Here is a 26,351-nt window from a genome sequence, read left to right on the forward strand (position 1 = left end):
TATAGTGCGTTTAACACATCAAGACGCTCGTACTTTGAACCAATGTGATTATCGGTTACGAATCCTATTGGATATTCAATCTCTCTATACTTCTTGAAATCAATCACGAGTGGTTCTTCGTTTGGTTGAATTTCACGAGCGAGTTTAATTGAGTCTCCAACCTCATCAACGATAAGATTCATTGCCTTGAGTTCTGAAATCGCATCAATAATCTTCTTTGGGGAAACGTCAAAAACATCTGCAAGCTCTACCACCGTTTTCTTTTCTTTTTCAAGAACACGCTTCACCATATCTGGTAATCGTTCTCCAGTTCTTGTTGATTGTGAGTTGATTCTCTTGTTTGGGAGTTTATTACGCTTACAGAATCCTCTTACGGATTCGGGCTTCATTCCCAATTCTTTTCCTAGTTCTTCGTAGGAAAGTTCTGGATGAGATAATATGTATTTTATCTTCATCTCGCGAGTCAATACTATCTTTTTCATTTTTTTGTCTCCTTGTTTTAGTTGCTTTCATAATTATAACATTTTTTGTAGTATAATATATGTGCGGTATTTAAACATTTGTGCATTGTTCCTATATAGGACGTACTATGTTGCCGCACATTTTAATAAGATTTTCCAGTTTCGGCTTGAAAATACTCGTAATATCACCTATTCACTGGGTGATTTTTCGTAGTTCTCATTCAAAAACTTTGCGAATGTTTGAACGTCTTGTTTATCGTCTCCAGAATCTGTTTGTCGCACATAAGTAAGTAATTCATTTGCGGTATCAATATCGGTTGCGTAAGGAATCATCAAATATAGTTTTGTAAATGTAACTCCTTTCAGGTCATTCTCTGAAAATCCAAGCTCAACTACCCATTTCTGATAATTCTTCCTTTTTTGGTCTGCGGTTGATGTTGGCATACCAGTAATCTCTTCGGTAAATCGTTTCCAACTTGGTTTTATTGCTTCGTATTTTTCCCCACCAAACAATTCTTTGTAGAGTGCGTTTGAAAACAGTTCATTTAATATTCTTCCCTCGACAAAATAAACACGATTTTTTATTTCTTGAAGTTCCTTTAATTCGTGAAGTAGTGTTTTTGCTTTATTGTATCTCTGTTGTATTGACATCGTTGATTAAAAAACTTCCGTTTAGTTCGACCGGCATAAGGCAGAAAGGACATCCTAACACTCCATTAAAATACTTTGACAAAAACCAGCGGTTACAACGATTACAACAAAATTCATGCAACTCAAAATTATTGTTTTTCAGAATGTTCAACGTCATAAATTGTATATGCTGCGTCTATCAATCTTACTAATCCCAGTGCCGACTCTTTTGCCATCTGTATTGTCTCATTAAACTCCTTTGAAAAGTTCCTGTTTGTTTCTCCGGCAGTGTGCGTTGGCTTTGGAAGCGATACATAAGTATTTGTTTTCCCGCCATACTCGCTCGTTTTTGTAGGAAACTCTCCTTCAAGACCAACCGCATCTACAAATCCTTTGTCAAACGAGAGGTATTTCTTTCCATCTATCGTTACTTCCAAAAACTTCCCATCTTTATTCTTTCCCGTGTTTTCTTTTAACACCTTCACATTTTCTACTACCCCTTTAATTACCATAATCTAATTTAACTTCATTATCTACGACCTTTTCTTCCATGTTTATTGGTTTATATGCCTCAAAAAACCATATTACCTTTTCTATAAATTGTTCGTCTGAAATTGCAGTTTTTGCATAAATCGCAATCGCTGTATCTACCGCCTTATTGAAACAAGCACCCTTCGCTTGTCCGCTCATTTTCATTTCAAGACCTTTCTTCGCACCACTTTCCTTTTCAAAAAATCTTTTTTGTTGTTCCATATTGTTTCATTGTTTCTTATTAAGGGTTTTGGCTAACCTTTTTATCTTATTTTTTATGTTTAGTGATTTTTGTGTTTTTTGGCACCACCGACAAGGCATACACTCTTCGTCTATTATGTTCCCGCGCTTCACATACGCTGGAATACAAATTTCCCCAACGACCACCGCACACCTCACAATTACCAAGAGCAAGAGACATTTCCTCAATTTCTTTATCCGTCATTTCCTCACCCCATACTTTAGTCATATCCGTTTGCGCCATCATTTTCTTCGACTGGGTTTCCTTCTCTTACTAAGATTTCGTCATTTTGTTCCATAGTGTTTTGGTTAGTGGTTTGCTTTCGTTCCAGTGGGCAATTAAGTGTGTCTGGTAGCTCGTTTGTTCCTTACTCGCTATCGTTACACGCCACACTTCAATATAAGCATATTTTAATGCGGATTACAAGAGGAAACTGTGGATAACTTTGAGTGGAAATCTGACAATGTTTTTACTATCAAATCCCACCGCTCCTCACTTGGTTCAAATGGAATGTGTTTCCAATCGAATGGTGTTTCAAAAATAGTGTAGAAAACAGGTAGTTTGGTGGCTCGGTGCTCGCACTCCAACTGATATTCATATTTCGTATAATCCCCACTCACTATATATTTACATTCTTCTACTCTATTCTTAAAAACAAAGTCTGGTTTTACCACTAATACAAAATCTTCAATCTGTAATTCGTATTTCTTGTTCCACTCGTGGGGTATTTTACTGTATTCAAGTGTTTTTTTATAGAGTTCTTCGAGTGCGATTCCCGTCAATACATTTCTGCAACTCTGTAAATTCATCTCTGATTTCTCAAAGAAATTCTCTGGTGTCAGCCACCCACCAAGAATTGACTTCACATCAGAAGCCCAATAATGCCCACGCTCTCGCGTTCTTGGTTCATCAAATACCCTATTCGCCAGATTCTTTATCAGTTCGTTCTTTTTCATTGTATCCATGCAATTCCCGTGCTATTCGTGCGAATGTCTCTGGAGACATCGCAACCACAGCACCCGACCTTTTCTCTCCCCTTTCTTGACGAACAATATAGCAAATACTTCCCCACTTCCCATATTGTTTTCCTTTCTCATCGTGTTCCTCAACTATGTTTATCACGTTTGGGTGAGCCATCTTTTTTGATTCCAGAAAATAATTATCAAGGAAACACTCTCCACCTCCTCTCCGCACTACATCGCCGAACAGTATCTTTTTTCCCGCTTCAGCACCTCCAATGCGAACATAGTTCAATCCCGTTATTTTTGAAAGATAATCTGCGAACTCCCGCTCCCCGGCTCCTCCCTTGTCGTTATTGTATCCCATATTTTTTTCTATCCTCTTTGTCTATTTTTCTCAACCGCATTCTTTCTTCCGCACTCTTGTATGAGCATTCTTCACACAACACAGAAACGTCTCCGTGTTTCGTTCTCCTATCTCCAAATTCTTTTTTACACCATCTGCAAATCATACAAATTGCCATCGTTTCTTCTTTTCTTCCGCCTCTTTTTCTGCAATAAATCTTGGCATCGCAAAATATAGTTCCGCTATAGTGCGTGGTTTTTTCCACTTCATAATCCATTCCGCACCACCAATAATGTCCTCATCAGAATACATATCCATAAGTTTTGCCGCCCAAATATAACGCGAACGCGGGCTATCGGCAAGTTCTTCTACCTCCCAAATCTCTTTTACGCCGTCTATAATCGCTTGTATGTATTCTTTTTTTGTCATTATTCTTGATAATCTTCGGTTACAATTCCCTCTTTCCTCTCGTTCGACAAAAGTATTCGGTAGTCGGGGTGTTTTTCCGTTTCTTTGTGTCCATTTTTGAACACCACAATCTTTACTGGTCTTCCATTCACGATAATCTCACCAGAAAAATATACTTCTCCTTTGGGGCTTTTCTTCTCCCACAACACACCAACTTTTTGATTTTTCATAATTCTATAAATGTTTTATTGTTGTAATCGTATTCGACCTTTACATATCCCAACTTACCACCGCGTCTGTTTTTGTCAATGTATATCTTGCTTCTGTTACTCCATTTGTGTTCTCCATCTTCGTCTTGTTCTTTTTCTTTAAGTCGCACAATAAACATAACTCCAAAACTTTCTCCCGCTATCATTTGTGAACCCCGTAGATTGTCAAGTGATGGTCGTGTAATGTCTTGTGTTTCTTTTTTGAGGTGGGTAATGAGAAACAGTGTTATATTTTGGCGTATTGCCATTTCTTTCAGATAACGCATAACATAATCAACAACTTGAACCTGACTTGATACCGCCACATTCGTGAGATATTGGAGGTGGTCAAGCATCACAATCCTAGTTCCATATTCTTTCTTCGCTTTCATTATCATACTTTCAAGCCACATCATTCGCTCTCCAGACTTTGCTCTCGTTGGGATACTTTTTGGAAGATGGAAGAGTGGAACATCGTCACCAAACATTTCCATGAACGATTGTGGTTCCATTTCGCACGAAAACCACATACAGGGGTAGGTTTGCGCGAGGTCTTTTGTAAGTGATATGAGGAACGTGGTTTTTCCTGCTCCGGGAAATGCACCGAGCGTATAAATCTCACCTCCGTAGAAACCACCAAAAATGTCGTCAAGTTTGGGGAAGTTCTGGAAGTGCATCTTCTCTCTCGGAGGGAGTTTCTTTATTTCCTCGTTGAGTTCGTGTGATGTTATTATTTTCATATTTTTGTAAATCGGTTCTTACTCATACCCCCAACACATTAGCGCGTATTACTCTCGAAGTATACGTTGGGGGCATTGCAAAGAATCTATTCAGCCCTCTTTGTCCTCTGCCGGTATTCAATGTGCATAAAAGGAAACTTTTTTCTCGCCTTTGACGCCTTACTGAACTTTCTATCACAATCCGAACAACAATTTCCAAGATTTTCGTGTTCTCTTTCTGTGTGTGAAAATGGTTTTCTACAAAAAGCGCACAGTCCATCTATCTTTTCAATATTTCCATTCATTTAGTTTTTAGTTCTAGTATAAACTTCCTCTTACACATCGCACATTGGTAGCAATTTTCGGTGCTTGTTTTCGTTTCGTCTCGCGTGAGATGGTACAGTTTGTGCTTGTTAGACTTTTCTGGGTAGAAATCACACCGAATATCTGGAGGAAACCACCTAAAATCCTCTTCGTTGTATATCAGTTTATCCATGTATTTTTATCGTACTTCGTACCTTTTTACATCCATAGCATATCTGCGTGAGTGCGTCGTGAAACGTGGAGTAAATCGCCTGTTGGGTATGCCGTCCTTCGCAGTCTTGAATGTGTTTCCGCACTTCTTCTTGTGTTTCGCAGTGTTCGTATTCTAGTGTCATATTTTTTCGTAAACATACAAGACTCCATCGACATCGCCAAGCAATCCGTATCCTTTTGCCACACTTCCATTCTTTCTTTATGTGTATTCTATGTTTCGACTCAAAATTCCAGTTAGATACGAGTGCTCTTGAATATAGAGCGGCATCCCCAGCGGCAGCCCAAGCGGCAGCCCAAGCGGCAGCCCAAGCGGCAGCCCTAGCGGCAGCCCAAGCGGCGTCCCTAGTGGCGTCCCTAACGGCAGCCCAAGCGGCGTCCCTAGCGGCGTCCCTAGCGGCAGCCCCAGCGGCATCCCTAGCGGCGTCCCTAGCGGCAGCCCCAGCGGCATCCCTAGCGGCATCCAAAGCGGCAGCCCCAGCGGCATTCAAAGCGTCATCCCGAGCGGCATCCTCAGCGGCAGACCGAGTCTCAAATAATTTCCACTTTTTTTGGCTTTCCGTCTGGTTTCAACCATGCTATTGATTTAAGCGTTTCAATCCATCCCTCAACATCGTTCCACCATTTAGGATGCGGAACCTCCTTCAAGAGTCTTGCTCTCCTTACCACACACTTATCACCATACCACGAAATTATATCCTCTACCTCTGCTTCGTAGTTTGTGCATCCCAACCTGTACCACATAAAAGGTTTCTTCGTGAGATGAAGTCCGCGTTCGCAAATCTTCAAATCTCCCTTTACCTCGTGCCATTCTCCAGGAATCCATTTATTGCCTTTCTTGGTTGGTAACGACCACTTCAAATCCCCACCATGACAGGACCTTCCATCTACGAGTATTTTATAAAGTTTATCCATAATTTAAAACGATTCTTCGACTAACTTTTTTTTGTGTTCTTATTTACACTCAACAAACTTACCACCCCTTAATTCATAGAATACATCCTCTTTTATTTTCTTTCCATCTATCTTTTCAGCGCGTACACATATAGGCTTATCATTTTCCCATTCAGCGAGGACAATCCAACTTCCAACTTTGCCTTTTGCGATGTTCCTATAACCAATACCCACAACAACACTATCCTTACCACCGCTTTCGAGCTGAGCGTAGTCTCCTGATGAAGCGAGCTTAGCGGAGTCTCCTGATGAAGCGAGCTGAGCGTAGACTCCTGATGAAGCGAGCTTAGCGTAGTCTCCTGATGAAGCGAGCTTAGCGGAGTATCCTGATGAAGCGAGCTTAGCGGAGTCTCCTGATGAAGCGAGCTGAGCGTAGTCTCCTGATGAAGCGAGCTGAGCGTAGACTCCTGATGAAGCGAGCTTAGCGGAGTCTCCTGATGAAGCGAGCTTAGCGGAGTATCCTGATGAAGCGAGCTGAGCGTAGACTCCTGATGAAGCGAGCTTAGCGTAGTCTCCTGATGAAGCGAGCTTAGCGGAGTATCTATTGTCTATATTTGAATCATCCTCTTTATTTTTTGTCTTGCAAATATCAAGCAAAAAATTAACTGACGCATTTACAAAACTTTTCAAGTCGAGTTTAGACTTTATCGTGATTTTATTACACACTCTCTTACTGTCATCGCTCTTCTCCTCACTTATATCTTTTGCCTCGACTTCAGCGAAATTACAATCCGTTAAATTATAGTAGTTCAGCACATCGAGCGGGTTTTCACAGAAATGAAATCCACTCTTACATAATTCAACCTTACCTTTGTGTTCGTATGTCTCTCCTTCTTTATACTGGAACCCATTACACTTGAAATCTTTATCAAATGCCTTGAACCCTTTCATTGTTTTTTTCATAATTCAATATAAGCATATTTTAGTGTCTTTTACAATAGGGTGGGTGTGGATAAGTGGTGGGTTTTCCGAAAGACTTGCGCTCTTCTGAAAGTGTGCTATAATGGATACATCTCTTGACGTTGAGCAAGAACGGGTGTAAACTAATCTAGTCAGCTGAACACCCACTCATTCTCAACGGTGAGTGGGTTGTATTTTTACTGGTGTGGATAGGTAGGCGGACTCGTGAGCCCCACACTGGAAGCCATTAAATCACGGGATATACGGAATGACTGCTTTATGCCGAAACAGCAAAAGCCGTACACGGTAATCCGAAAGTTCCTAACGTGTATAGCGAGACGATTGGGGGAAACTATGGAGTTGTGCCCAAATCAGCGAAGGAATAATTGTGTACTGAGATACAACAGATAAATACACAAGAGGAAAGCATTGCCAGACTGGCTTTGGAACTCTTGCATTATCCGAAATTACTGGACAAGTGAAAGAAATTGTTGCGAGACATTGAGGTGGTTGCTTTTTATTCTATGGTATAATCCATAAGTAATAGACAGAAAAGACGAGGATATGTGTGATTACTGGCAAAGAGAGATTTTTTTATTCTATGGTATAATCCATTCATGGAAGTATTCGATAGAGAAGAAGAAAAAAGATATTATACCGAGAAAGGGAGAAGGTGTATTAGGTGTGATAGGTTGTTGAATGATAGGGAGTGTGGGAAATGTGGGAAAAAACACGGAAAAGAATATAAGAATACCGGAATATGTGAGGAGTGTTTGTTTGGAGATATATAAAAAAACCGCCATTTCTGGTGGTCTTTTTATAATGAGTAGATTGTTATTTCGTATGTATATACTCATATAAGCATACTTCTATGATAATTGCAAGAGAGGTTATCCACAAGTCGAACTTCCGTTCTGCGTGCCCCGTCCGATGTCTGATTTTGCCGTTCCTCGCCTCTGTGTGGTACTTTTTATCGTGTTTTACTGCCCGATGATATGTTGACAATGCCAATCGGAACCCGAACTGAACCATATTTTCCGCTTCGTCTGGCGTAAATCCCACTCCTATCAGCATCTTTTGTAATGTTATTTTATCCATGGTGTAACAAAAAAACCGTACTCCCTGATGTACGGCTTTTCGCTTTTTGGGTTTTATTTTCCGAGCATTTTATAAATATGCTCAGTACAGTATGCGTATGGTGTTTCTGTTATATTTTTACACCCTAACACCTCGCATACGTGTTCCCCTTTTTGCCTTTTGCCTTTTAATTCTTCCTGTTTCTTTATGTCCTTGTGATTTCTTTCAAGCAACGGCTCGCTATAACCTCGCTCCCTAAAAATCAACTTTTCTGGAGTAACTTCGATTGTATACAATGGATTACACCTATCATATACCAGTATTTCAATGAGAAGTCTTTCATTCCCCCCCTGTCCCTTGCTTGCTCTTTCTGATGTCGTTGTTGCGTAGAGTTTCATACTATTATACCCACGTAGGTTTTATTTTCGACTCTGGCAACGCTTCGAGGAAATTTATAACTCTATCGGGTATTCTTCTTGTCTTCCATGCCGTTCCGTATTTATACCCACACGTTGGGCAAGGTTCTGATGGGTGCTCATCGTACGAATCCCATCCTAACGCAATTTGATGTTCGCATCCTGCTGTAAGGTCATTGAGATGCCAATTTTCCCACACATCTAAAAAATCAAGCCACTTGATTGCGTCCCACCCCTCAGAAAATTTTATGTCTTTGGGTTTTATGAGTTTGTCATCCCTATATTTTCCATCACGATGCCAGAAGTCCATGTCTATTTGACCGCATGAGCCATCAGCATTTCCGCTTTTTCTTGGACCAATAACACCACTTATAGAAAGGGTGGCGGGTTTTGTTTCTTTTTTATTCCATCCGCCAATTCCTCTATATGTATACTCTGGTTCCTCGATTTTTACTTTGCAGAATATTTTACTATTCGCCTTTTTATATCCGAGATTTACATCTCCAATATATAGGATTTTTTCCATAATTTTTAATGTACCCGCATGCAGGGATTGCAGGCGTTTCGGGTTTCGATACCCGTGAGCGTTAGCCGCTCATCTCCGAACCCTTGCGCTACTCGGCAAAGGTGCGGAGGGAATGGCTAAATATTATCAAGCATTTCTGTAAATCTTCCGCATAAATCTGCTTTTTCTGCATAGGATAAATCATCGCAACCGTTTTTTTAATGTTTCCAATTTGTCGGCTCGTGAATTGCTATATTGCTATCATACACGTTATAATCGAAAAATCTTTCATAATCAGCACAGTGCGGTGATGATTTTATTTCCCTTAGATATTTTTGACCCTCATGTTCTCCAATAGAAAATTTACGCTCGAAGTTATAACCACCAACCATACGGTTATCGTTTCCAACAACACACAACGAATTTCCTTTTTTCTTTTCGATTTCGCACAATTCTATTGCCATCAGTGCATATATATATTTTTCTCCTTTTAATTGTTTCATATCTTAAATGATTAAACGACCTTTACAAAACACACAACGTGAATATCACCCACCCGAATATCAACGACACCGCCACCATGGAGCATAACGCTTCCATAGTACGGCCTAATTCCTTTTTCTCTGGCTTGTAGGGCTTAAAGTCCATACTACTTATATTCCCGCTTTTTGTATAATCTTTCATCTTTTTATTTATTTTCTCGACCTTTTTGCTTCCTAGATACTCCCTCCGTGTTTTATTGTGTACATATTTTACGCCACAACGGCATCACCGCTTGAACCATATCGGATTTCAAGCAGACGCACACACACAAGAGGGAATATACAAGAAACAAATTGAAAGGTACATTTTTAGTAAATCACATTTCCATACGATTTCAAGACCCCACCTGTGGATAACTTTTGTGTCCAAGATACGCCCACAATAACGATAATTTCATGGTATAATAGGGATAACAAACATGAGCAGAAAAATCGCCCCACATAGGGCAAGAAAATTCGCTGAGGAGTATGTAAAAAATGGAATGTCATCCATAAAAGCCATTGAAGCAGTAGAAGCAGAAGCGGGTAAAACCCACTCCAAATCTTATCTAAGAGTAAAGGCACACCGCACACTATACAACGAGAAGTACAAAGGAATATAGAGGAAATATTATATGAGCATGGCGTATCAAAAACACTCATATCAAAGATATTAAAGAGGAATATAGAACAAAGAAAAGTATCCCAGGAAGCAATCAAGCCATTAGTATTGCTAGTGAATTACTGAAATTACGTGAAAATACCTCGCAAAATGCGCCCACTTTTAATATAGTAGTAAAGGAGTTGAGTATAGAAAAACCTGAAAAACCCACCCCTATAGATGTATCGGTAGAGGAAGTAAACGCCGTATAGGTCAATTTTGAGCGATATTTTTAGGCAAAAAGCCCCGTTGCGTATACATAAAGTAATAAATGACCAAAAAGTTAGAAAAAATCACCATAAAATGCGGATATTGCGGTAGAGAATTACCCACTAATAGTACATACAGACGTGAGTATTGCTCTAATGTGTGCCGATTCAAGCATTGGAGAAGGAGAAAATCATACGCAAGATAACCCGTATCGTACCCACACACCACTAAAACCCACCTACTACATACCCTTATATGGTAAAGACTGAAAGGAATGGCGAGGAAAATACTGAATGAACGAATCGGGCAGACGGGGGGAGGGGGAGCCACCAACGAGGATGTGAAGATGGTACTAGATATTGTCCCCACCACATAAATGAAAAAAAAAGAAAAGGTTACATTAAAATATGAATAAATGAAACATCTTATTATAGGAAACGGAGAAATAGGGAAGGCATTGTTTAAGGTTCTTGAGAGGTATGAACCGAAGATTTGCGATACGGAGGGCATAAGGGGGAAGTTTGACGTGCTTCATGTTGCGTTTCCGTATTCAGATTCGTTCGTTGGCTCTGTATTGAGTTATAAGAAGAGATTCGGGGCAAGGCTGGTAATTATCCATTCTACGGTGAAAGTCGGCACTACGGGTCAAATTGGAGAGTTTTGCGTACATTCACCAGTAAGGGGAGTACACCCCAATCTTGCTGAAGGGATTATGACGTTTGTGAAGCATTTTGGAGGAGAAATGGCGAATGAGGCATCAAAGATATTTGAGGATGTTGGAGTTGAAACAAGGGTACATGAGAATCCAGAAACCACTGAAATGATGAAAATACTCGATACTACCTATTATGGATGGAATATTTTATTTATGAAGGAAGTTAAGAGGATTTGTGATGAATATGGTCTTGATTTCAATGATGTTTATACGGTTCCCAACGAGGAATATAATGAGGGGTACATGCTTCTAGGGAAGCCGAATGTGAGGAGACCCGTGCTAGAGTATATGGAAGGAAAGATAGGAGGACATTGTGTGATAAATAATACGTTTTTGTTTGACGACTGGCTCACGAATACGCTAAAGGAAAGAAACAATGAGTATGGAGGATAAAATTATTGACCCACGAATGGTAAAGATGGGGAAGGATTGGCTTGACGGAAAGATTCTCGTTGAAGAGTTTCAGGGGATAAGGTTAAACGAAAAGCAGATTGAGTTTCTGAACGACAAAAACAGGTTTTCGCTCGTTTCGGGGGGAATGGCAAGCGGAAAAACGCTCGCGTTTATTATAAAGTTCATTTTGATTTCCCAATGGTTTCCCGGAACAAGGATTATGATTGGCAGAAAGACAAAGGGAAATGCTTCCGAGACTTTTATGAAGGATTTCGTCGATGTCTGTCCTCCTGGAATATATGAACACAAGATTGGTGAAGGAAAAATCATATTTAAGAATGGAACTGAGGCAATATTCTTTGGTCTTGATTCTCTTGCGTCTGGCGGTGAAGACTTGAAAAAGGCGATTCAGACGATTAAATCGCACAACTTCGGTTTTGTATTCATAGACCAGCTGGAAGAAATAGACGAGAGCGTATTTGAAGCATTGAACTCACGTGTACGTAGGAGACAATGTAAGCACGGTACCGACGAAAAGAAAGGAGAGGTATTTGTAATGAGAGATGAGAATAGACTTCCGATATACGAAAAGTGTGCAACGTGCGGGCTTTATACGTTTAACCAGTTCAATATGACCACAAACCCGGCAAACTTCTGGGGGTATGACTATTTCAAGGTTCATCCGCGTCCGATGACGCACTTGGTGGAAACCTCCATGTTGGACAACAGGGGCAATCTTTCCGAACAGTTCATTCAGTCGGAACTCGCAAAGCCGGAAAGGTATGTAAAAAAGTTTGTGTATGGTGACTGGTCGCCAGATTCTCTTGTCGAGGGGGGCGTGTTTTCGGAGGATTACATAAAACATCAGGCGTTCTATATCAAAAATCCGATACGCGAGTTTGACGGGATAAAGATATTCAGCGAGCCGGAATATAACCATGAGTATCAAATTGGGGTTGACAGTTCGGAAGGTTCTACCGACCCGTGTTCCATTCAGGTGATAAACAAGGATACCGGCGAGCAGGTTGCGTGTTTTAACCAGTTTGTTCCCGTAAATGTACAAATAGAGAAAATAATGCAGTTGGCGATGATGTACTCGTTAAAAAGAAAGCCGATGCTTGTAATAGAGACGAATGCCTCCGGAACTGCCGTTATAGAGGGCATAAAAAAACAATACGACAACATCTACGAGAGGGAGGTATTTAATTATAGAGAACAGAAGAATCTGAAAAAGTTGGGTTTTCAGACAAACTTTGCTTCAAAGGCACTCCTTATAGAAAACTTTAACGCATTACTGTCAAAAAAATATGTTATAATTAGGGATAGAAATACGCATGAGGAAATGAAAGTCTTTGTGTATTCCGACGAAGCGCAGAAGAAGGGGGCTGGAGCGCAACGAGGGTATCACGATGATAATGTAATGGCTCTCATGCTCGCCTATTTCAATGTCAGACCAAAGACGAAAGAGGAAAACACACTCTCAAGACTATTAGAAGAAAAAAGAGTTCAAAATAAAAAACCGTATCAATTCATTTAATGGAAGATAAATATATCAGAAACAATATAGGGACATTCTACGGGGATGTAGAGATGCCTGGCGGATATTCGTTCAATCATGTCGGCACGCTTCGCAGAATAGACTTGTATTATAACGGGAAGTTTGAGAGTGGGGAGTTTGACGATAGGGAAAATAAAAAGTTCTTTTTCAACATCGTAAAACCGGCGTGTGACGTGGCGAGCAAGTTCACCGATATAGACACGAAGGACGTTGTGCTTTATCCCACTATACCAGAAAATCATTGGGAGGTCTGGCTAATGCAACACGACCTCAAACAATGGTTGAAGGAAAATAATTTCGGTGTTCTTTTTAATGAAGTAAACGAAGACTATCCGAAGTACGGACACGTAATCGTAAAGAAAACCAAAGATGGCTGGAAGAAAGTAAATATAGCAAATTGCAGGTTTGACCCGTCCTCTCAGTCTTTCAAAACAGACACATGGTTTTATGAGGCGTTGTTGATGACTCCCCGAGAAATCATAGAGATGAAGTGGAATAACAAAGATGCAGTAGATGAACTTCTCTCTGACAAGAAATCAAAATATCTTATCTATGAGTGTTACGATTACAACTTGGATGGGGGGAAAAAGTGGAAGAGGTCATTTAAGGCAGGCGTGTGGGACTATAAGAAAGGAGACAGACTCGTAAGGGGAACGGAAGCACTCATAAATACGGAGAACGATTGGAATCCATCGCTTACGCTCCACGAAGACGAGCTGAATGAACTCCCGTATCGTGAATTGAAATGGGAAGAGGTTCCCGGACGCAGACTCGGTCTTGGTTTCGTTGAATACCTATTCGATAACCAAATTGCCGAAAATGAAGCGGAAAACCTGGAGAGAAAGGCGTTGTTCTTCAAGGCACTTCAAGTGTGGTACACAAGAGACGAGAATATCGGTGGTAGGAATGTTTTTGATGGCGTTGATAACGGGAATATCCTTCTTACCGGCACGGAAATTGCCTCACTTCCAAAAGACAACGCCGACTTGTCTGCGTACAACAACACGCGAAATAGGTGGAAAGAAAATACTACGACAAAAACATTTACGTCGGACATCTCGCGAGGAGAGAATCTTCCCTCAAGAACTCCGCTTGGTGTTGCAAATCTTCAAACGTCAATGCTTGTTTCGTACTTTGACAAAAAGAAAGAAAATGCAGGGTTGTTCTGGAAAGACATTTTCCTCAATGACATAATTCCTTCGTTTAAGAAAGACGCCAAAAAGAGACATAAGCTTTCGCTATTATCGAACACTTCGGGCATAACAAAGTTTATTAAACTCAAAGCAAGAGAAATTGTTGATGGTATCGCCCTGAAGTATGTTGTGGAAAAAGGAAGGATACCTAGTCTTGATGAGATTGGATTACTTGAAGAAGGTGTTGTGAAGAGCCTGAAATCAAACAAAGTGATAGGTATCGACATACCGGACGATTATTACGAAAATACTAAGTTTAGGTTTGATATAAACTTTACTGGTGAGCAGCTGGATGTCGCCACTATGCAACAGAGTCTTGACGTTGCCATGCAACTCATAGGGAGTAATCCGTTGTTCACACAAAATAAAGGATTGAGAACTATTTTGTTCAAGAGGTTAGAGCTTGCTGGGGTATCACCAGTTGACCTTGAGATGCTTGACGATGAAATGGAAGCAAATCCAATAAGTCCAGAGCAGATGATACAAGGCGGCTCAATAGCAAGGCAAACACAACAGGCAAGTCCAACAATGTCTAAACAAACCACAACCGTATGAAGCTAAGTGAAAACGATATAAAACTTTTTAAGGCGCTGAACAAGAATGAGTATGGTAAATTACTCGTTGATTATTTAGAGCGTTTGAGGATTGATATGTTTAACCCAGAAGAACTCACCAAAGAAAATCTTGAAGCGAGGAAAGACACCGCAGAGAAGATAAAGAACGAGATTATAGATAGGATTAAACTCGTACAGAAAGAGAAAAAGCCCACACCAAAAAATCAGTTTGTGTAATAAATTGAGCTGACGGTAAAGCTCATTAAACACCGACTAAGGGAGAAAACCCTGACAAAAGGTCGAAAATCAAAAATAGACAAAACTATGGAAAATGAAAAAGAACTCGAAAAGGAAGTAGTCATAGACGAAAACCTTATCGATGACGAAGATTTGAAAAAGAATCTTCAAACGGTAGTGGCTCAGAAAAAGCACTTCCGAGAAAAGTATCAGAGTGTGTCTAAGGATTTTGAGGAATACAAGAAAACACACCCAGATATTAAGGTTGAAGAAAAGAAAGAGGTTGTCCCTGTTGCCGAACCTAAAAATACAGTTTCAAACGAAGTGAGTATAGAATCGGTACTTGATTTGAGGACTAAGGGATATTCTGATGCTGAAATACTTGCATTTAACAAGTACGCAAAGAAGATGAATGTTCCAATTTCTGAAATAATTGAGGACCCATTTATCAAAGCTGGCATTGAAGCTGAAAGGCAAAAGGCAAAAGTCGAACAGACGACACCAAACCCTTCCAATGGAACAATGACTGTCAAAGGTAAAACTTGGGCACAAATGACTCCAGAGGAACGCAAGATGAATTACGATGCGTTTATAAATGGAAAGGGTAGTAATTCAAACATCTAGAGAAAATTATGGCAGTAACAACTGACCCGTTCAGCAAAACAGATTTTGATGCTCGAATCAATAAACAATCTTGTTGATTTAAAATCGGATTTAATTGACTTGAAAGCCTTTTGTAAATAGTCCAGACAAAAGGTCAACAAGGCGCAAGCACTCTTTAACAACTTGGACACCGATGTGCTATAATATATAGTATATGAAAATGTCCAAACTAACAGCTTCTTATGTAGCTGGAATAATAGACGGAGAAGGTTATATAGGTCTTTTAAGAATCTCTAAGGGAAATAAAGCAAAGTGGCAATCCCTACGGGAGTTCAAATATATGCCGTGTGTAAAAGTTGTTATGACCAACAAAGAAATAATAGATTGGTTATATAAATCTTTTGGTGGCACATTTGAAACAAGAACAAAAAACACATCTCCAAATTGCAGGGTTTCCTATGGTTGGCAATTAAGAAAACTACAAGCAATAGAATTTCTTAAAATAATTTATCCATATTTAATGGTAAAAAGGAAACAGGCAGAAGTATTATTCCGTTATCCACAAATAAAGGCTGGAACAATAATTTCAGATGAAGTTTATGAAAAAAGAAATAAACTTTTTGAAGAAATTAAAGAATTAAATAAAAGAGGTGCAGCGTGAGAGACTAAATATTCCGACACCTATATGGTGATGCGATAGTCCGACACTCCTGGTAACAGGAGAATAACAGAAAAGGAGATTTGGACCCCTATGGTTCTTGAGGAAATGTTTGCGGCTACTGTAGCAGCGAACTTCTTCACCAACCTTACTCCGTATTTCGACGCTATGGGTGGAGATATTGCGCACATCTTGGACGTGTATACCAACTCGTTCTCGGTAGAAACGCAGTCAACTCAGGGCGCAGAAATCACGACTCAGGGACCAGCTCAGGGAGATGTCACGCTCACGCTTGACACTCACAAGTATATTGCGACGATTCTCGGCGATTTTCACAAGCAACTTCTTTTGAAGTCCTTTGATTACGCTGGAACGTATGCGAAGAAAATGGGTGGCTCGCTTGCGGACGCTCTTGAGGATTCAATCCTTGCATTGTGGTCTGGTTTGAGCGGAAATACCGCATCTGGAGACACGGCAACCGTGTTGACCGACCTCGAGGTTCGTACGGCAATCGCACGACTCGTAGACGGAAATCACGATGCAGTTCGCAGAGCGGCATTTATTGTTCACCCGAACGTATTCTGGTTGCAGTTGGCAGGAATTACAAAGTATTATGATGCGTCTTCAATTGGTGCTAACCCATCAATCGTTCGCTCAGGTAACTTTGGTTCGATGGATTTCTCGCGCGGACTTGTTGGTGGTTTGTACGGTATCCCCGTTTACACGACCACGAATGTAGTTTCAGCACTTGGAACCTACCGAAACTTGCTTGCGCTTCCTGAAGCATTTGGTTACGCTCTTACGACTCCTGGTGGAAGCAAAGTGAGGATTCAGACCGAGAATGCGATTCGCAATCTTGGAACGCTCACCGTTGCGGACATCATGTATGGAGTTGCTGAGATTCGTGACGAGGCGGCGGTTCTTGTGAACGCTTCAAACACGGCGACAACGTCGTAGTATGAACCCACAGTCCTATCTGGTGACTGTGGGAAGACAACCAGGTTCTTCCCATAGTCATCAGAATGTTACTGCCATATAATAAAATTATGGCTAAAACATTTTTCTACAAAAGAATAAAAGACGGAGAGATAATCGCTATGGAAGAGCGGGAAGCTTCTCTTACTGGAAAATTCTTTGAGTTTTTGGGAAGTTCTGATGGAAATAAATTTCAAGAAATTGTTTCACCATCAAGAATAAAATTAAATCAAATACAGGTTGAAATGAATGAATTACTCAAGAATGGTTTGAAAGTACCAAAGACTTTACACACAAAATTTGCAAAGGCAAAGATTGAATTTCAAAAAGCGAATAGAGAAGGATTTAATGCAGAACTTGAAATTGCAAAACAAAATAAGGAACTTCCAAGAAAGACAGAATGGTCGGCGTTAGACAATCAAAAAATAGAGAAACCTGATTGGGCAAAATAATATGGATAAAAAAACACAGGAAAAAATAGATGAAATAAATGCATCTATCCCAGAAGAATTAAAAAAGAATGTAGTTACTCAAGAAACGAATGATGAATTACTTGAATCAAAAGAGCAAGCAGAGTTCATTCTAAAGAGAATGGAGGGTGATAGAAACATTATAAGTTCAAGACAAAAAATGCAACTTAAAGAGAGTCTTGAGGGTTTTCTTAAAAATACAGACTTTACCAAAAAAATTGAAAAAGTGAATCCAAAAGCAACTGAAGGAATAGATAGGTTTTTAAGAGGAGCCATGGAGCAGGAAATAAAAGCGGGAAGATTAAATCCAGCAAGCAAGTCGGACATGGATTCATTTATGAGAAAAATAACAAGAAAATGAGAATAGTTGGATATGGTGTTTGTGGTCCAAATGAAGCGGACAAATATCTTGAAAACACACTAAAGGAATTCAAGAGATTGTGTGATGATGTTGTGATTGTTTGTAACAACACAACAGAGAAAGAAGATAAACTTATAAAGAAATACGGTTTTAATATTGTAAGAGACAATAGAGAATGGGGGAAGGCACAAAACAAAATAAAAGAAGATTTTGTTAAGAAAGAACTTCCTAAATATAAACCAGAATATTGTCTTTGTCTTGATATGGATGAAGTGTTTGAAGAGGGATTTACAAGAAAAGATTTGGAATCGCTTACACATAAAGCATCGTATTTCTATTTCATAAGCTTCTGGGACAACGACAAACATTATAATCCGAATGTATCATTCTGGAATGTAAGGTTTTGGAAGTATGGAAACGAAAGCAAAGATTTCTATCCTCAGCCACTGCATTGCGGTCTCGCACCAAAAGTAATGTACACGCTTGGAATAAGAGTTCCGTATTACATAAGACACTATGGTCTTATAAACAGAAAATCAAAGATAGAAAGATATGACAAGTACGATAAAGACGCAAGATATAAGGGAAAAGCATATTATGATGAATTGCGTGGTGGCGTGAAAAAGGAATACAATAAAGAAGAAATAAAAAAAATGGTCGTAAATTTTGTAGAAAAATACAAAGAAAGAATAAAAGATAAAATTACAATGGAAAAAAAAGAAGAAAAGATATTCTTTGTGAGGAATCCGCACGGAATGATAGTTCCGATAAATGAACGTCATCTCAATGAAACTCTAAAAAGAAAAGGATTTGAACTTGTCGGTGAAAATGTAGTACAAAATCATCAGGAAGTAAATGATATTGTTGAAGACAAGATTCTTATAGGAGATGAACTTCTCAAGAAAGAGAGCAAGGAAGATACAAATGTAGAGTGTGATATATGCGGATTTAAATCAAAGAGTCCCGGCAGTCTTAGGGTGCATAAAGCAAAACACAATAGGAAATGAAAATAGCATACTTGGGAAATTTCAGACCAACACATAGTACCGAAACACACGTTGCCGCATCTTTTGAAGAACTTGGACACGATGTAATAAGAATACAGGAAGATAAGTACAATTCTGATGAGATACTCGATATGAGCAGAAATGCCGACTTCTTTCTGTGGACAAAGACGTGGGGTGTTATTGGAGACGCTATGAAGATGTTGAAGTCGTTGAAAATTCCTACGGTAAGTTATCATCTTGATTTATACGTTGGTCTGGAAAGACAAAAAGATATAGACAATTCACCATTTTGGAAGACTGATTATGTTTTCACTCCAGACGGAGGACACGACAAATTCTTCAAAGATAGGGGAATAAATCACCACTTTATGAAAGCCGGTGTATATGGAAAGGAATGTTTCATTGGAGACAAAAGAAAGGAATTTGAATATGATGTCATATTCGTTGGAAGCAAATCATATCACAGGGAATGGACTCACAGGCAAAACCTAATCCACTTTCTTGAAAAAACATTTGGAGATTCATTTAGATTATTTCCCAATGATGATTTCAAGTGTGTGAGAGGAAAAGATTTGAATGATTTATATGCGTCCGCAAAAGTAGTGGTGGGAGATAGTCTTTATTCACCATATTACTGGTCTGATAGGATATATGAAACAACTGGAAGAGGAGGATTTATCATACATCCAATAATAGCTGGATTAAGTGATGAGTTTGAATATGGAGAAGATATTGTAGGATATAGACACACCAATTTTGACAGACTTGAAAGAGTTATAAATCATTATTTGAAACACGAAAAAGAAAGAGAATCTATAAGAATAAACGGACACGAAAAGACAAAGAATAACTACACCTACGTTCATAGATGTAAACAAATACTTGAAACAATAAAATGAAAAAAGAAAAACAACAATACGTTGTAAGAAAATTTGTAATGGCTTCATCTGCAAAAGATGCAATAAAAATAGAAAAGACTATGGATGTTGATGATGTTTGGCTTGACCAAGATTGGATAAAACAGAAAAACACACAACTTCAACCAGCTGTGGGATTTGCAACACAAATAGAAGACGAAGAATAATATGTGGAAAAAAGAGATAAAAACATTCTGGGTTGATTGTGGAAATAACTTTGGAGACAATCTAACGTGGTATCTTTTGTGGAAATTGTTTGACATACGTCTTATACAGACAACTCCAAAAGAAGCTCGATTTATTGGTGCTGGTTCTATACTTGAATATATAGATAATAATTTTAATGGTACTATTTTTGGAACTGGAATGATGTATTCAAACACACGCAAGGATTTTACAAATGCAAATGTTGTTGGTCTTAGGGGCAAACTCACACTAGAGCGGTGTAAGTATAGAGGTGAACCAGTTCTTGGGGATTTGGGATTACTCTCGCATCTATTATGTAAATCAAGGGAAAAGAAATATAAACTTGGACTTATTCCACACTATGTTGATAAAGACAATCAACAAATAAAGGAATGGTCAAAGGTTGATGGAGTAAAATATATTGATGTGCGTTCTGGCGTTCAAAATGTAATAGACTTGGCGGCACAGTGCGACACAATAGTTTCTTCTTCGTTACACGGTATAATGCTTGCAGACTCGCTAAATATACCAAATGAATGGGTTAAATTGAGTAATAAAGTAAATGGAGAAGATTTCAAATTCAGGGATTACTATTCTATATTCAATATATCTCCAGAACCAAAAACTGAGATATCGTGGGTTGTTGGTGATTATGAAAGGGAAAACGTAGAGGGAATAAAGGCGGAACTGCACAAAAAGTTAATTGAACTATGCGAGATTATCTAGTTATACTTCCAATAATAAACAATGAGGGTTTGGTAAAAAGATGCCTTTCGTCTTTCGACATTCCTCGTTCCAACGTATTTATTGTAGATAATTCACCAGACTCGTTCGGAAAACAATTCAAGGATTATCACGTTGAATATCATCCAGAAAATGCCGGGGTTGGGCGTTCGTGGAACATTGGATTTAGGTATGGTGCCGACTATAATATACTTGTTTCCGCCTCGATGTACTTCAAGAATGGAATATCGGAACTCGTTGATAAACTTTCTTACGCAAACGAGTACGGACTTCTCACATACGAGGGGTGGCACACGATAGTAATAGGAAAAAAGACGATAGAGAAAATAGGATACATTGACGAGAACTTCTACCCAGCATACTACGAAGACAATGACTATATGTATAGAATGAAACTTGCAAACATACATAATAAACCAAATGGCGCAATACTGCCTAAAGTTGATATAGATGTTGAGTGCGCAGGAAACGCTATGAGTATGAAAAATGGAGTCTTTGTAGATTTACAGAAAAACTTGGATTACTACGAAAGGAAGTGGGGAGGTAAACCGGGTCAAGAGAAATATGAAAAACCATTCAACAGAGTTTAGGGAAATAGCGGAAAAATATAGGAACGAGACCGATAAGGGAAAGTACGAATCTTTTTATCAGCGTGAGTTTTCTCGTATGAAAAATGACGAAATTATTATACTTGAAATAGGGGTATTCAGAGGAAAGGGGATGGAGGTATTGAAAGAGTTTTTTCCAAATGCGAAAGTTTATGGTATAGACATAGATAAATACTGCGAGAGATACGGGAATGTATTTATAGGAAGTGAGATTGACAAGGACTTTCTTTTGTCTGTTGTAGATAAAATTGGGGAGCCAGATATTATTATCGACGATGGGAGTCATAAGACAAGCCACCAAAAACAAACCTTTGATATATTATTTCCCAGATTAAAGAGTGGTGGCATTTATGTAATAGAGGACTTGGAAACAAGTTATTTAAGTGGTTGGTTGGACGATGATAGACCCACGACAGATTTCCTAAAAGAGAAAATTGATGAAGTAAATCTTTATGGAAAATCGCATAAGGGACAATTCGCAAGGTCGGAGGTAGGGAATATAACCGATATACAAAGTATCAGGTTCTATACCAGTATATGCTTCATAGAAAAGTACGAATAGGATTTCTCGGTGCGAGGTGTGACAATGGTGGTCTTGGAATAGAATCCAAATACTTCATCAAGCACATAAATCCAGAAAAAATAATGGTCGTTGTTGTCGGAAATCACAAAGCGTTCCCCGATAGGTTTCCAAATGCAACTATCGTAAAAGGAATACCGACAGATAAGCAGATAGAGGACTTTGTTAAGGATATAGATGTTTTGTTCTGTATAGAAACTCCATACAACTGGAACGCATTCAGGATAGCAAGAAAACACGGCGTAAAGACGGTAATGAGGATAAACTATGAGTGGCTTCCGTTCCCAACTCCGTCCGTCCCCGATGTGATGATAAACCCAGTTGATTGGTATATGCACGAACTTCCAGAGAATGCAGTGTATCTAAAGTTTCCAGTGGACAGAAGTGTAATTCCATTTAAGAAAAGAAAGAAGGCGAAAACATTTCTGCATATAGTTGGACACGGTGGGGGTTACGGAAGGAACGGCACACAAGAACTATTAAAAGCAATTCCAATGGTAAAGAGTGATGTGAGGTTTATAATATACAGTCAAGTTAATGTAGAGAAGATTGATGACGATAGGATAGAGTGGAGGATAGGAAACTATATGAATGAAGGTGAGTTGTTTAATGATGGAGATGTATTCCTTTTTCCGAGGAAGTATGCGGGGCAGGCACTCTCAATGAATGAGGCGATGGCTTCTGGTATGGCTATAATGATGACCGATATGAAACCACAGAATAAGATTCTTCCAAAAGAACTTCTCATATCGCCAAAAGAAATGACCGAGGTATTCATAAACAGGAATATAGAGATGGCTATATTAGACCCGAAAGATATAGCAAAGAAGATAGACGAGTGGGCGAACAAGGACATTTCAAGGTTTTCTGAAATATCGAACAAAATTGCAAACGAGATGAGTTGGAAAACACTAAGGTCGAAATATATAGAAATATTACAATGAAAACAAAAAAACAGGTTATACAGGAAATGATAGATGGCACACAGGAAAACATCTATTCATTTGAGGTTATGGAAAGATTCTTTAATCAAAAAGAAATACTTTCTATTGGGAGTAAAGACACGACAAGACTCGCTTTGGGCAAGGTACAGAAGGATTTGAAGGAAAAGAGAGACTTTCTCGCATTTCTGAACAATATAATCAAGGAATACTAGCGATTTTTTATGGTATAATAAGTGTATGATATTAAGTTCATCATCGCTTTCGGGTATAACCGAAAAACCGTCAATAGTTGAGGATATAGATTATATTCTCGGTACAGATAGTACCGTTTTTCCACTTGCTGATAAGTTGCGCCTCATAAACAAATGGTATCTTAAGGTTGGTCTTTGGATTTGGCAAGCACAAAATACTTGGCAATTTGACGACAAAAATGCCACCACACTTCCGAGGGCGACAACCACACTTGTAAATAATCAGAGGGATTATTCTATACCCACGACAGCACTTTCTGTTGAGAGGGTTGAGGTTATGGACAAAAACGGCGATTACCGACTTTTGGAGAAAAAGGATAGGTCAAACTTTGAAATCGGACTTGACAACGAAGACGCTGGGATGCCGAAATATTGGGACTTGGAGGGATACTCGGTTATTCTTTATCCGAAGCCCACGTCTGATTATGTTACGCTTTCAAGCGGATTGAGATTGTTCCTTTCGAGACAAGTTACCAAGTTCACAAAATCAGATAGTGCGGTCGAACCCGGATTTGAGGAACAATTCCACGAATTTCTTTCAAAGGGACCTTCGTTTGATTTTGCACTTTCAAAAAATATGTATGATAAAGCGAACGCGCTAAGGGGAGAAATAAATCAACTGCGAGTTGATTTGGAAAACTTTTACAGGAAGCGGACAAAAACATTGCCGACAATAAACCCAAAAAAACAGTATTATGTCTAATTGGAGTAATCAGACAAAAAACACAACGACAAGTTCATTTCAAGAGAAATACGGAAAGAAATACCTTCTTTCCGAGAGTTTGTTTAGAATATTATGCGAAGATGGTGGTGGAATACTTTTAGAACAAGGACAATCGCCGTATTCTGAAGCCACAAAAAACATTGGAAGTTGGTCGTTCTCAACAAAAAATTAAACCATGTCAGATTTAGATAAAAAAATAAGTGCGCTAGATACACTCACTCCGGTTGCGGATGATGATTTAATTGTTGTCGTTGATGTTTCTGATACCTCGATGGCGGCAACAGGAACAACGAAGAAGGCGGCAAAAACGGAACTTAAGGGTGACAAGGGAGATACTGGTCCAGCTGGTCCAACTGGTCCAACTGGTGCCGCTGGTGCCGATGGAGCAGATGCGTTTGTGTATATCGCCTACGCTTCCGATGACAGCGGTACCGATTTTACACTTACATTCAATCCCGCTTTGGATTATATAGCCATAAAGAATAGCACGACAGAAATATCAACACCGCAAGCGAGTGATTTTGCTGGGTTGTGGAAAAACTACAAGGGTGCGACAGGAGAGACTGGCGCGACGGGAGCGACTGGTGCCGATGGAGCAGATGGAGTTGTACAAACTGTTGTTGCGGGAACTGGAATTAGCGTGAATAGCACAGACCCAGCAAACCCAGTAGTTTCTCTTTCTTTAGGTTCAGACGAAAACTTTGTTACTGATGCAGAAAAAACTGTATTAGGAAACACAAGCGGAACGAACACGGGAGACCAGTCAGCGGCAGATTTTGACATAAAAGACTTGACCGACAGTACATCACTTCGTGCCACGTGGAGCGGAAAACAGGACGCGTTAGGTTTTACTCCAGAAGATGTATCAAACAAAGAGACTTCTGCGCTGGATACTTCAACTACAAAATATCCTTGTAATAACGTTGTAAAATCTGCGGTTGATGGAAAAATTACGTCTGGTGCTGGAAACGCAGACTCGTCCGTATCTGACGCATCTACCACGACGAAAGGAAAGGTGGAGTTGGCTATTGCAAGCGAGGTTACTGCAGGAACAGATGCAACAAGAGCGGTTACCCCAGACGCATTGGCTGGTTCTTCCATATTCGGAGTGAAATCAATATCGGTTCAGGTAATTGATGGGGCGACAGCACTTACGACAGGAGATGGAAAAGCGTACATAAGGATTCCTTCGTCCTTGAATGGAATGAACATCGTGGGAGTAGCGGCTCAAGTAATTGTGAAATCAACATCAGGAACGCCAACAGTTCAAATCGCAAGAGGACGACAAGCAAGTGCAACAGACGACTTCACCTATGCAGATGTACTCTCCACTTTAATAACAATAGATGCAAATGAATATGACTCGAAGGACGCGACAACTGCGGCAGTAATTAACGCATCAAATGATGATTTGGCGACTGGCGATGTATTGAGAATAGACGTTGACGTAGCGGGAACAGGAACGAAAGGTCTTCAAGTAACCATAAATTGTCAACTTCCATAGTATGGCATTAGCTTGGACAAAAGATACCGCAGGAACTCTTAATACTGGTTTTGTTGCTGGATGGAATCTTGAGGATGTGAGTGATTCAAAAAGGACGGTGTGGAGTCATATCACTTCATACTTCCCGATGACAGGATGGTGATATCGGCAACAGAGAATATAGAACTAGTGAAATTCAAATTGAAATAAACGAATGACTATAAAGGGATATACAGGTTTTTCGGGTAATTCCACAAGTATAACGAAATCATATGCGCTTCCTTCAGGTACAACATTCCTTTTAGTTACAGGTGTGAATAGTGAAAATGGAGGTCTTAGTTCAATTACTTGGAATGGTAAAGCGCTCAATTTTTATCAGAACAACACAAGAAACTTTGTAGCGTGGCTTAAAAACCCAGACGTAGGAACATATAATCTTGTACTCTCAAAAGGTGGAGACACAATGCGTATTGGAGGAACTATTATAGCGCTTGACGGAGTAAACGGAACAGACCCATTCGCGCAATATCAGGAAACAGCGCATTACGACGCAACAAATCCGATAAGCAATACATTTACTACGCTGTTCAACAGTTCGTATCTTTTTGAGTTTATATTTTGTAACGACAATGCGTTAGGAAATTCGTATACAGCAGGTGCAGGCGAAACAGAAACTGCTGACTTTGAGTTTTATACACACAACCACAACTATCAGTCTGCATATAAGCCAGCCGCGACCATAGGTTCTTATACGATGACTGAGACAAATAGCAGTTCGAATATAAATCAAACGAGAATGTGGATGTTGGAATTGAAGGACGCATCAACAGAAATTTCGGCATTTACACCAAAAGTAATGATTTTTTAAT

General features: G+C 39.5%; 38 protein-coding genes. 23 read left to right on the forward strand and 15 right to left on the reverse strand.

Annotated features, from left to right (window positions below):
- The 15 genes from IPM48_14375 to IPM48_14445 all read right to left on the reverse strand — a co-directional run.
- Window positions 1–482 (reverse strand): hypothetical protein (locus tag IPM48_14375; GenBank protein MBK9272767.1); only part of this gene is annotated, 482 nt, incomplete at its 3' end.
- A gap of 168 nt (window positions 483–650) precedes the next feature.
- On the reverse strand, window positions 651–1,112 hold the full coding sequence (locus IPM48_14380) for a hypothetical protein (protein MBK9272768.1): 462 nt from the start codon (window positions 1,110–1,112) through the stop codon (window positions 651–653).
- Window positions 1,113–1,240: 128 nt separating this feature from the next.
- Window positions 1,241–1,603, reverse strand: a complete 363-nt coding sequence (locus IPM48_14385) for a hypothetical protein (GenBank protein ID MBK9272769.1) — start codon at window positions 1,601–1,603, stop codon at window positions 1,241–1,243.
- Window positions 1,593–1,844: a hypothetical protein gene (locus IPM48_14390; protein MBK9272770.1), complete on the reverse strand. Its 252-nt coding sequence runs from the start codon at window positions 1,842–1,844 to the stop codon at window positions 1,593–1,595. Before IPM48_14390 ends, IPM48_14385 begins: the two co-directional genes overlap by 11 nt.
- Before the next feature lie 46 nt (window positions 1,845–1,890).
- Window positions 1,891–2,091 (reverse strand): hypothetical protein, encoded by a 201-nt coding sequence (locus IPM48_14395; protein ID MBK9272771.1) that lies wholly within the window; start codon window positions 2,089–2,091, stop codon window positions 1,891–1,893.
- 182 nt (window positions 2,092–2,273) lie between these two features.
- On the reverse strand, window positions 2,274–2,819 hold the full coding sequence (locus IPM48_14400; protein ID MBK9272772.1) for a hypothetical protein: 546 nt from the start codon (window positions 2,817–2,819) through the stop codon (window positions 2,274–2,276).
- Window positions 2,782–3,189 carry a hypothetical protein gene (locus IPM48_14405; protein MBK9272773.1) on the reverse strand — a complete coding sequence of 136 codons (408 nt, stop codon included), beginning with the start codon at window positions 3,187–3,189 and terminating at the stop codon, window positions 2,782–2,784. The genes IPM48_14400 and IPM48_14405 overlap by 38 nt, the downstream gene beginning before the upstream one ends.
- A 141-nt stretch (window positions 3,190–3,330) precedes the next feature.
- Window positions 3,331–3,597 carry a hypothetical protein gene (locus IPM48_14410; protein MBK9272774.1) on the reverse strand — a complete coding sequence of 89 codons (267 nt, stop codon included), beginning with the start codon at window positions 3,595–3,597 and terminating at the stop codon, window positions 3,331–3,333.
- The gene (locus IPM48_14415; protein ID MBK9272775.1) at window positions 3,597–3,806 is read right to left on the reverse strand and encodes a hypothetical protein; all 210 of its coding nucleotides are present in this window, start codon (window positions 3,804–3,806) and stop codon (window positions 3,597–3,599) included. Before IPM48_14415 ends, IPM48_14410 begins: the two co-directional genes overlap by 1 nt.
- Window positions 3,803–4,564 carry an AAA family ATPase gene (locus tag IPM48_14420; protein ID MBK9272776.1) on the reverse strand — a complete coding sequence of 254 codons (762 nt, stop codon included), beginning with the start codon at window positions 4,562–4,564 and terminating at the stop codon, window positions 3,803–3,805. The genes IPM48_14415 and IPM48_14420 overlap by 4 nt, the downstream gene beginning before the upstream one ends.
- Before the next feature lie 1,044 nt (window positions 4,565–5,608).
- On the reverse strand, window positions 5,609–5,992 hold the full coding sequence (locus IPM48_14425) for a hypothetical protein (GenBank protein MBK9272777.1): 384 nt from the start codon (window positions 5,990–5,992) through the stop codon (window positions 5,609–5,611).
- A 39-nt stretch (window positions 5,993–6,031) separates the two neighbouring features.
- Window positions 6,032–6,934, reverse strand: a complete 903-nt coding sequence (locus tag IPM48_14430) for a hypothetical protein (protein ID MBK9272778.1) — start codon at window positions 6,932–6,934, stop codon at window positions 6,032–6,034.
- 1,148 nt (window positions 6,935–8,082) lie between these two features.
- Window positions 8,083–8,406, reverse strand: a complete 324-nt coding sequence (locus tag IPM48_14435; GenBank protein MBK9272779.1) for a hypothetical protein — start codon at window positions 8,404–8,406, stop codon at window positions 8,083–8,085.
- A gap of 4 nt (window positions 8,407–8,410) precedes the next feature.
- The gene (locus IPM48_14440; protein MBK9272780.1) at window positions 8,411–8,950 is read right to left on the reverse strand and encodes a hypothetical protein; all 540 of its coding nucleotides are present in this window, start codon (window positions 8,948–8,950) and stop codon (window positions 8,411–8,413) included.
- Between the two features lie 197 nt (window positions 8,951–9,147).
- Complete coding sequence (locus tag IPM48_14445; GenBank protein MBK9272781.1) at window positions 9,148–9,432, reverse strand: hypothetical protein; 285 nt, start codon at window positions 9,430–9,432, stop codon at window positions 9,148–9,150.
- A 458-nt stretch (window positions 9,433–9,890) separates the two neighbouring features.
- Between IPM48_14445 and IPM48_14450 the strand changes: the two genes are divergently transcribed.
- The 23 genes from IPM48_14450 to IPM48_14560 all read left to right on the forward strand — a co-directional run bounded on the left by IPM48_14450 (window position 9,891) and on the right by IPM48_14560 (window position 26,350).
- Window positions 9,891–10,073: a hypothetical protein gene (locus IPM48_14450; protein MBK9272782.1), complete on the forward strand. Its 183-nt coding sequence runs from the start codon at window positions 9,891–9,893 to the stop codon at window positions 10,071–10,073.
- 663 nt (window positions 10,074–10,736) lie between these two features.
- Window positions 10,737–11,429, forward strand: coding sequence for a hypothetical protein (locus IPM48_14455; GenBank protein MBK9272783.1), 693 nt, complete (start codon window positions 10,737–10,739; stop codon window positions 11,427–11,429).
- Window positions 11,419–12,966 (forward strand): hypothetical protein, encoded by a 1,548-nt coding sequence (locus IPM48_14460; GenBank protein ID MBK9272784.1) that lies wholly within the window; start codon window positions 11,419–11,421, stop codon window positions 12,964–12,966. Before IPM48_14455 ends, IPM48_14460 begins: the two co-directional genes overlap by 11 nt.
- Window positions 12,966–14,735 carry a hypothetical protein gene (locus tag IPM48_14465; GenBank protein ID MBK9272785.1) on the forward strand — a complete coding sequence of 590 codons (1,770 nt, stop codon included), beginning with the start codon at window positions 12,966–12,968 and terminating at the stop codon, window positions 14,733–14,735. Before IPM48_14460 ends, IPM48_14465 begins: the two co-directional genes overlap by 1 nt.
- Complete coding sequence (locus tag IPM48_14470) at window positions 14,732–14,971, forward strand: hypothetical protein (protein ID MBK9272786.1); 240 nt, start codon at window positions 14,732–14,734, stop codon at window positions 14,969–14,971. The genes IPM48_14465 and IPM48_14470 overlap by 4 nt, the downstream gene beginning before the upstream one ends.
- A gap of 87 nt (window positions 14,972–15,058) precedes the next feature.
- Window positions 15,059–15,595: a hypothetical protein gene (locus tag IPM48_14475; GenBank protein MBK9272787.1), complete on the forward strand. Its 537-nt coding sequence runs from the start codon at window positions 15,059–15,061 to the stop codon at window positions 15,593–15,595.
- Between the two features lie 199 nt (window positions 15,596–15,794).
- On the forward strand, window positions 15,795–16,235 hold the full coding sequence (locus IPM48_14480) for a hypothetical protein (protein ID MBK9272788.1): 441 nt from the start codon (window positions 15,795–15,797) through the stop codon (window positions 16,233–16,235).
- Between the two features lie 90 nt (window positions 16,236–16,325).
- On the forward strand, window positions 16,326–17,189 hold the full coding sequence (locus IPM48_14485) for a hypothetical protein (GenBank protein MBK9272789.1): 864 nt from the start codon (window positions 16,326–16,328) through the stop codon (window positions 17,187–17,189).
- Window positions 17,190–17,278: 89 nt separating this feature from the next.
- Window positions 17,279–17,659 carry a hypothetical protein gene (locus IPM48_14490; protein MBK9272790.1) on the forward strand — a complete coding sequence of 127 codons (381 nt, stop codon included), beginning with the start codon at window positions 17,279–17,281 and terminating at the stop codon, window positions 17,657–17,659.
- A 1-nt stretch (window position 17,660) separates the two neighbouring features.
- Window positions 17,661–18,038: a hypothetical protein gene (locus IPM48_14495; protein MBK9272791.1), complete on the forward strand. Its 378-nt coding sequence runs from the start codon at window positions 17,661–17,663 to the stop codon at window positions 18,036–18,038.
- Window positions 18,035–19,045, forward strand: a complete 1,011-nt coding sequence (locus IPM48_14500; GenBank protein MBK9272792.1) for a hypothetical protein — start codon at window positions 18,035–18,037, stop codon at window positions 19,043–19,045. The genes IPM48_14495 and IPM48_14500 overlap by 4 nt, the downstream gene beginning before the upstream one ends.
- On the forward strand, window positions 19,042–19,944 hold the full coding sequence (locus IPM48_14505) for a glycosyltransferase family 1 protein (GenBank protein MBK9272793.1): 903 nt from the start codon (window positions 19,042–19,044) through the stop codon (window positions 19,942–19,944). The genes IPM48_14500 and IPM48_14505 overlap by 4 nt, the downstream gene beginning before the upstream one ends.
- Entirely contained in the window at window positions 19,941–20,129 is a 189-nt protein-coding gene (locus tag IPM48_14510; GenBank protein ID MBK9272794.1) for a hypothetical protein, read from the forward strand. Before IPM48_14505 ends, IPM48_14510 begins: the two co-directional genes overlap by 4 nt.
- A gap of 1 nt (window position 20,130) precedes the next feature.
- On the forward strand, window positions 20,131–20,874 hold the full coding sequence (locus IPM48_14515) for a polysaccharide pyruvyl transferase family protein (GenBank protein MBK9272795.1): 744 nt from the start codon (window positions 20,131–20,133) through the stop codon (window positions 20,872–20,874).
- Window positions 20,859–21,482, forward strand: a complete 624-nt coding sequence (locus IPM48_14520) for a hypothetical protein (GenBank protein MBK9272796.1) — start codon at window positions 20,859–20,861, stop codon at window positions 21,480–21,482. The genes IPM48_14515 and IPM48_14520 overlap by 16 nt, the downstream gene beginning before the upstream one ends.
- Window positions 21,457–22,062 (forward strand): class I SAM-dependent methyltransferase, encoded by a 606-nt coding sequence (locus IPM48_14525; GenBank protein ID MBK9272797.1) that lies wholly within the window; start codon window positions 21,457–21,459, stop codon window positions 22,060–22,062. Before IPM48_14520 ends, IPM48_14525 begins: the two co-directional genes overlap by 26 nt.
- Window positions 22,038–23,024 carry a glycosyltransferase family 4 protein gene (locus IPM48_14530; GenBank protein MBK9272798.1) on the forward strand — a complete coding sequence of 329 codons (987 nt, stop codon included), beginning with the start codon at window positions 22,038–22,040 and terminating at the stop codon, window positions 23,022–23,024. Before IPM48_14525 ends, IPM48_14530 begins: the two co-directional genes overlap by 25 nt.
- Window positions 23,021–23,236: a hypothetical protein gene (locus IPM48_14535; GenBank protein MBK9272799.1), complete on the forward strand. Its 216-nt coding sequence runs from the start codon at window positions 23,021–23,023 to the stop codon at window positions 23,234–23,236. The genes IPM48_14530 and IPM48_14535 overlap by 4 nt, the downstream gene beginning before the upstream one ends.
- 25 nt (window positions 23,237–23,261) lie before the next feature.
- The gene (locus tag IPM48_14540) at window positions 23,262–23,978 is read left to right on the forward strand and encodes a hypothetical protein (protein MBK9272800.1); all 717 of its coding nucleotides are present in this window, start codon (window positions 23,262–23,264) and stop codon (window positions 23,976–23,978) included.
- Window positions 23,971–24,171 (forward strand): hypothetical protein, encoded by a 201-nt coding sequence (locus IPM48_14545; protein MBK9272801.1) that lies wholly within the window; start codon window positions 23,971–23,973, stop codon window positions 24,169–24,171. The genes IPM48_14540 and IPM48_14545 overlap by 8 nt, the downstream gene beginning before the upstream one ends.
- A gap of 3 nt (window positions 24,172–24,174) precedes the next feature.
- Window positions 24,175–25,503, forward strand: coding sequence for a hypothetical protein (locus IPM48_14550; GenBank protein MBK9272802.1), 1,329 nt, complete (start codon window positions 24,175–24,177; stop codon window positions 25,501–25,503).
- A gap of 1 nt (window position 25,504) precedes the next feature.
- Window positions 25,505–25,645, forward strand: coding sequence for a hypothetical protein (locus IPM48_14555; GenBank protein MBK9272803.1), 141 nt, complete (start codon window positions 25,505–25,507; stop codon window positions 25,643–25,645).
- 51 nt (window positions 25,646–25,696) lie between these two features.
- Window positions 25,697–26,350, forward strand: coding sequence for a hypothetical protein (locus IPM48_14560; GenBank protein MBK9272804.1), 654 nt, complete (start codon window positions 25,697–25,699; stop codon window positions 26,348–26,350).
- The last annotated feature ends 1 nt before the right edge of the window (window position 26,351 follow it).

It is taken from the genome of Saprospiraceae bacterium (assembly GCA_016715965.1).
Taxonomy (GTDB): Bacteria; Bacteroidota; Bacteroidia; order Chitinophagales; family Saprospiraceae; genus Vicinibacter.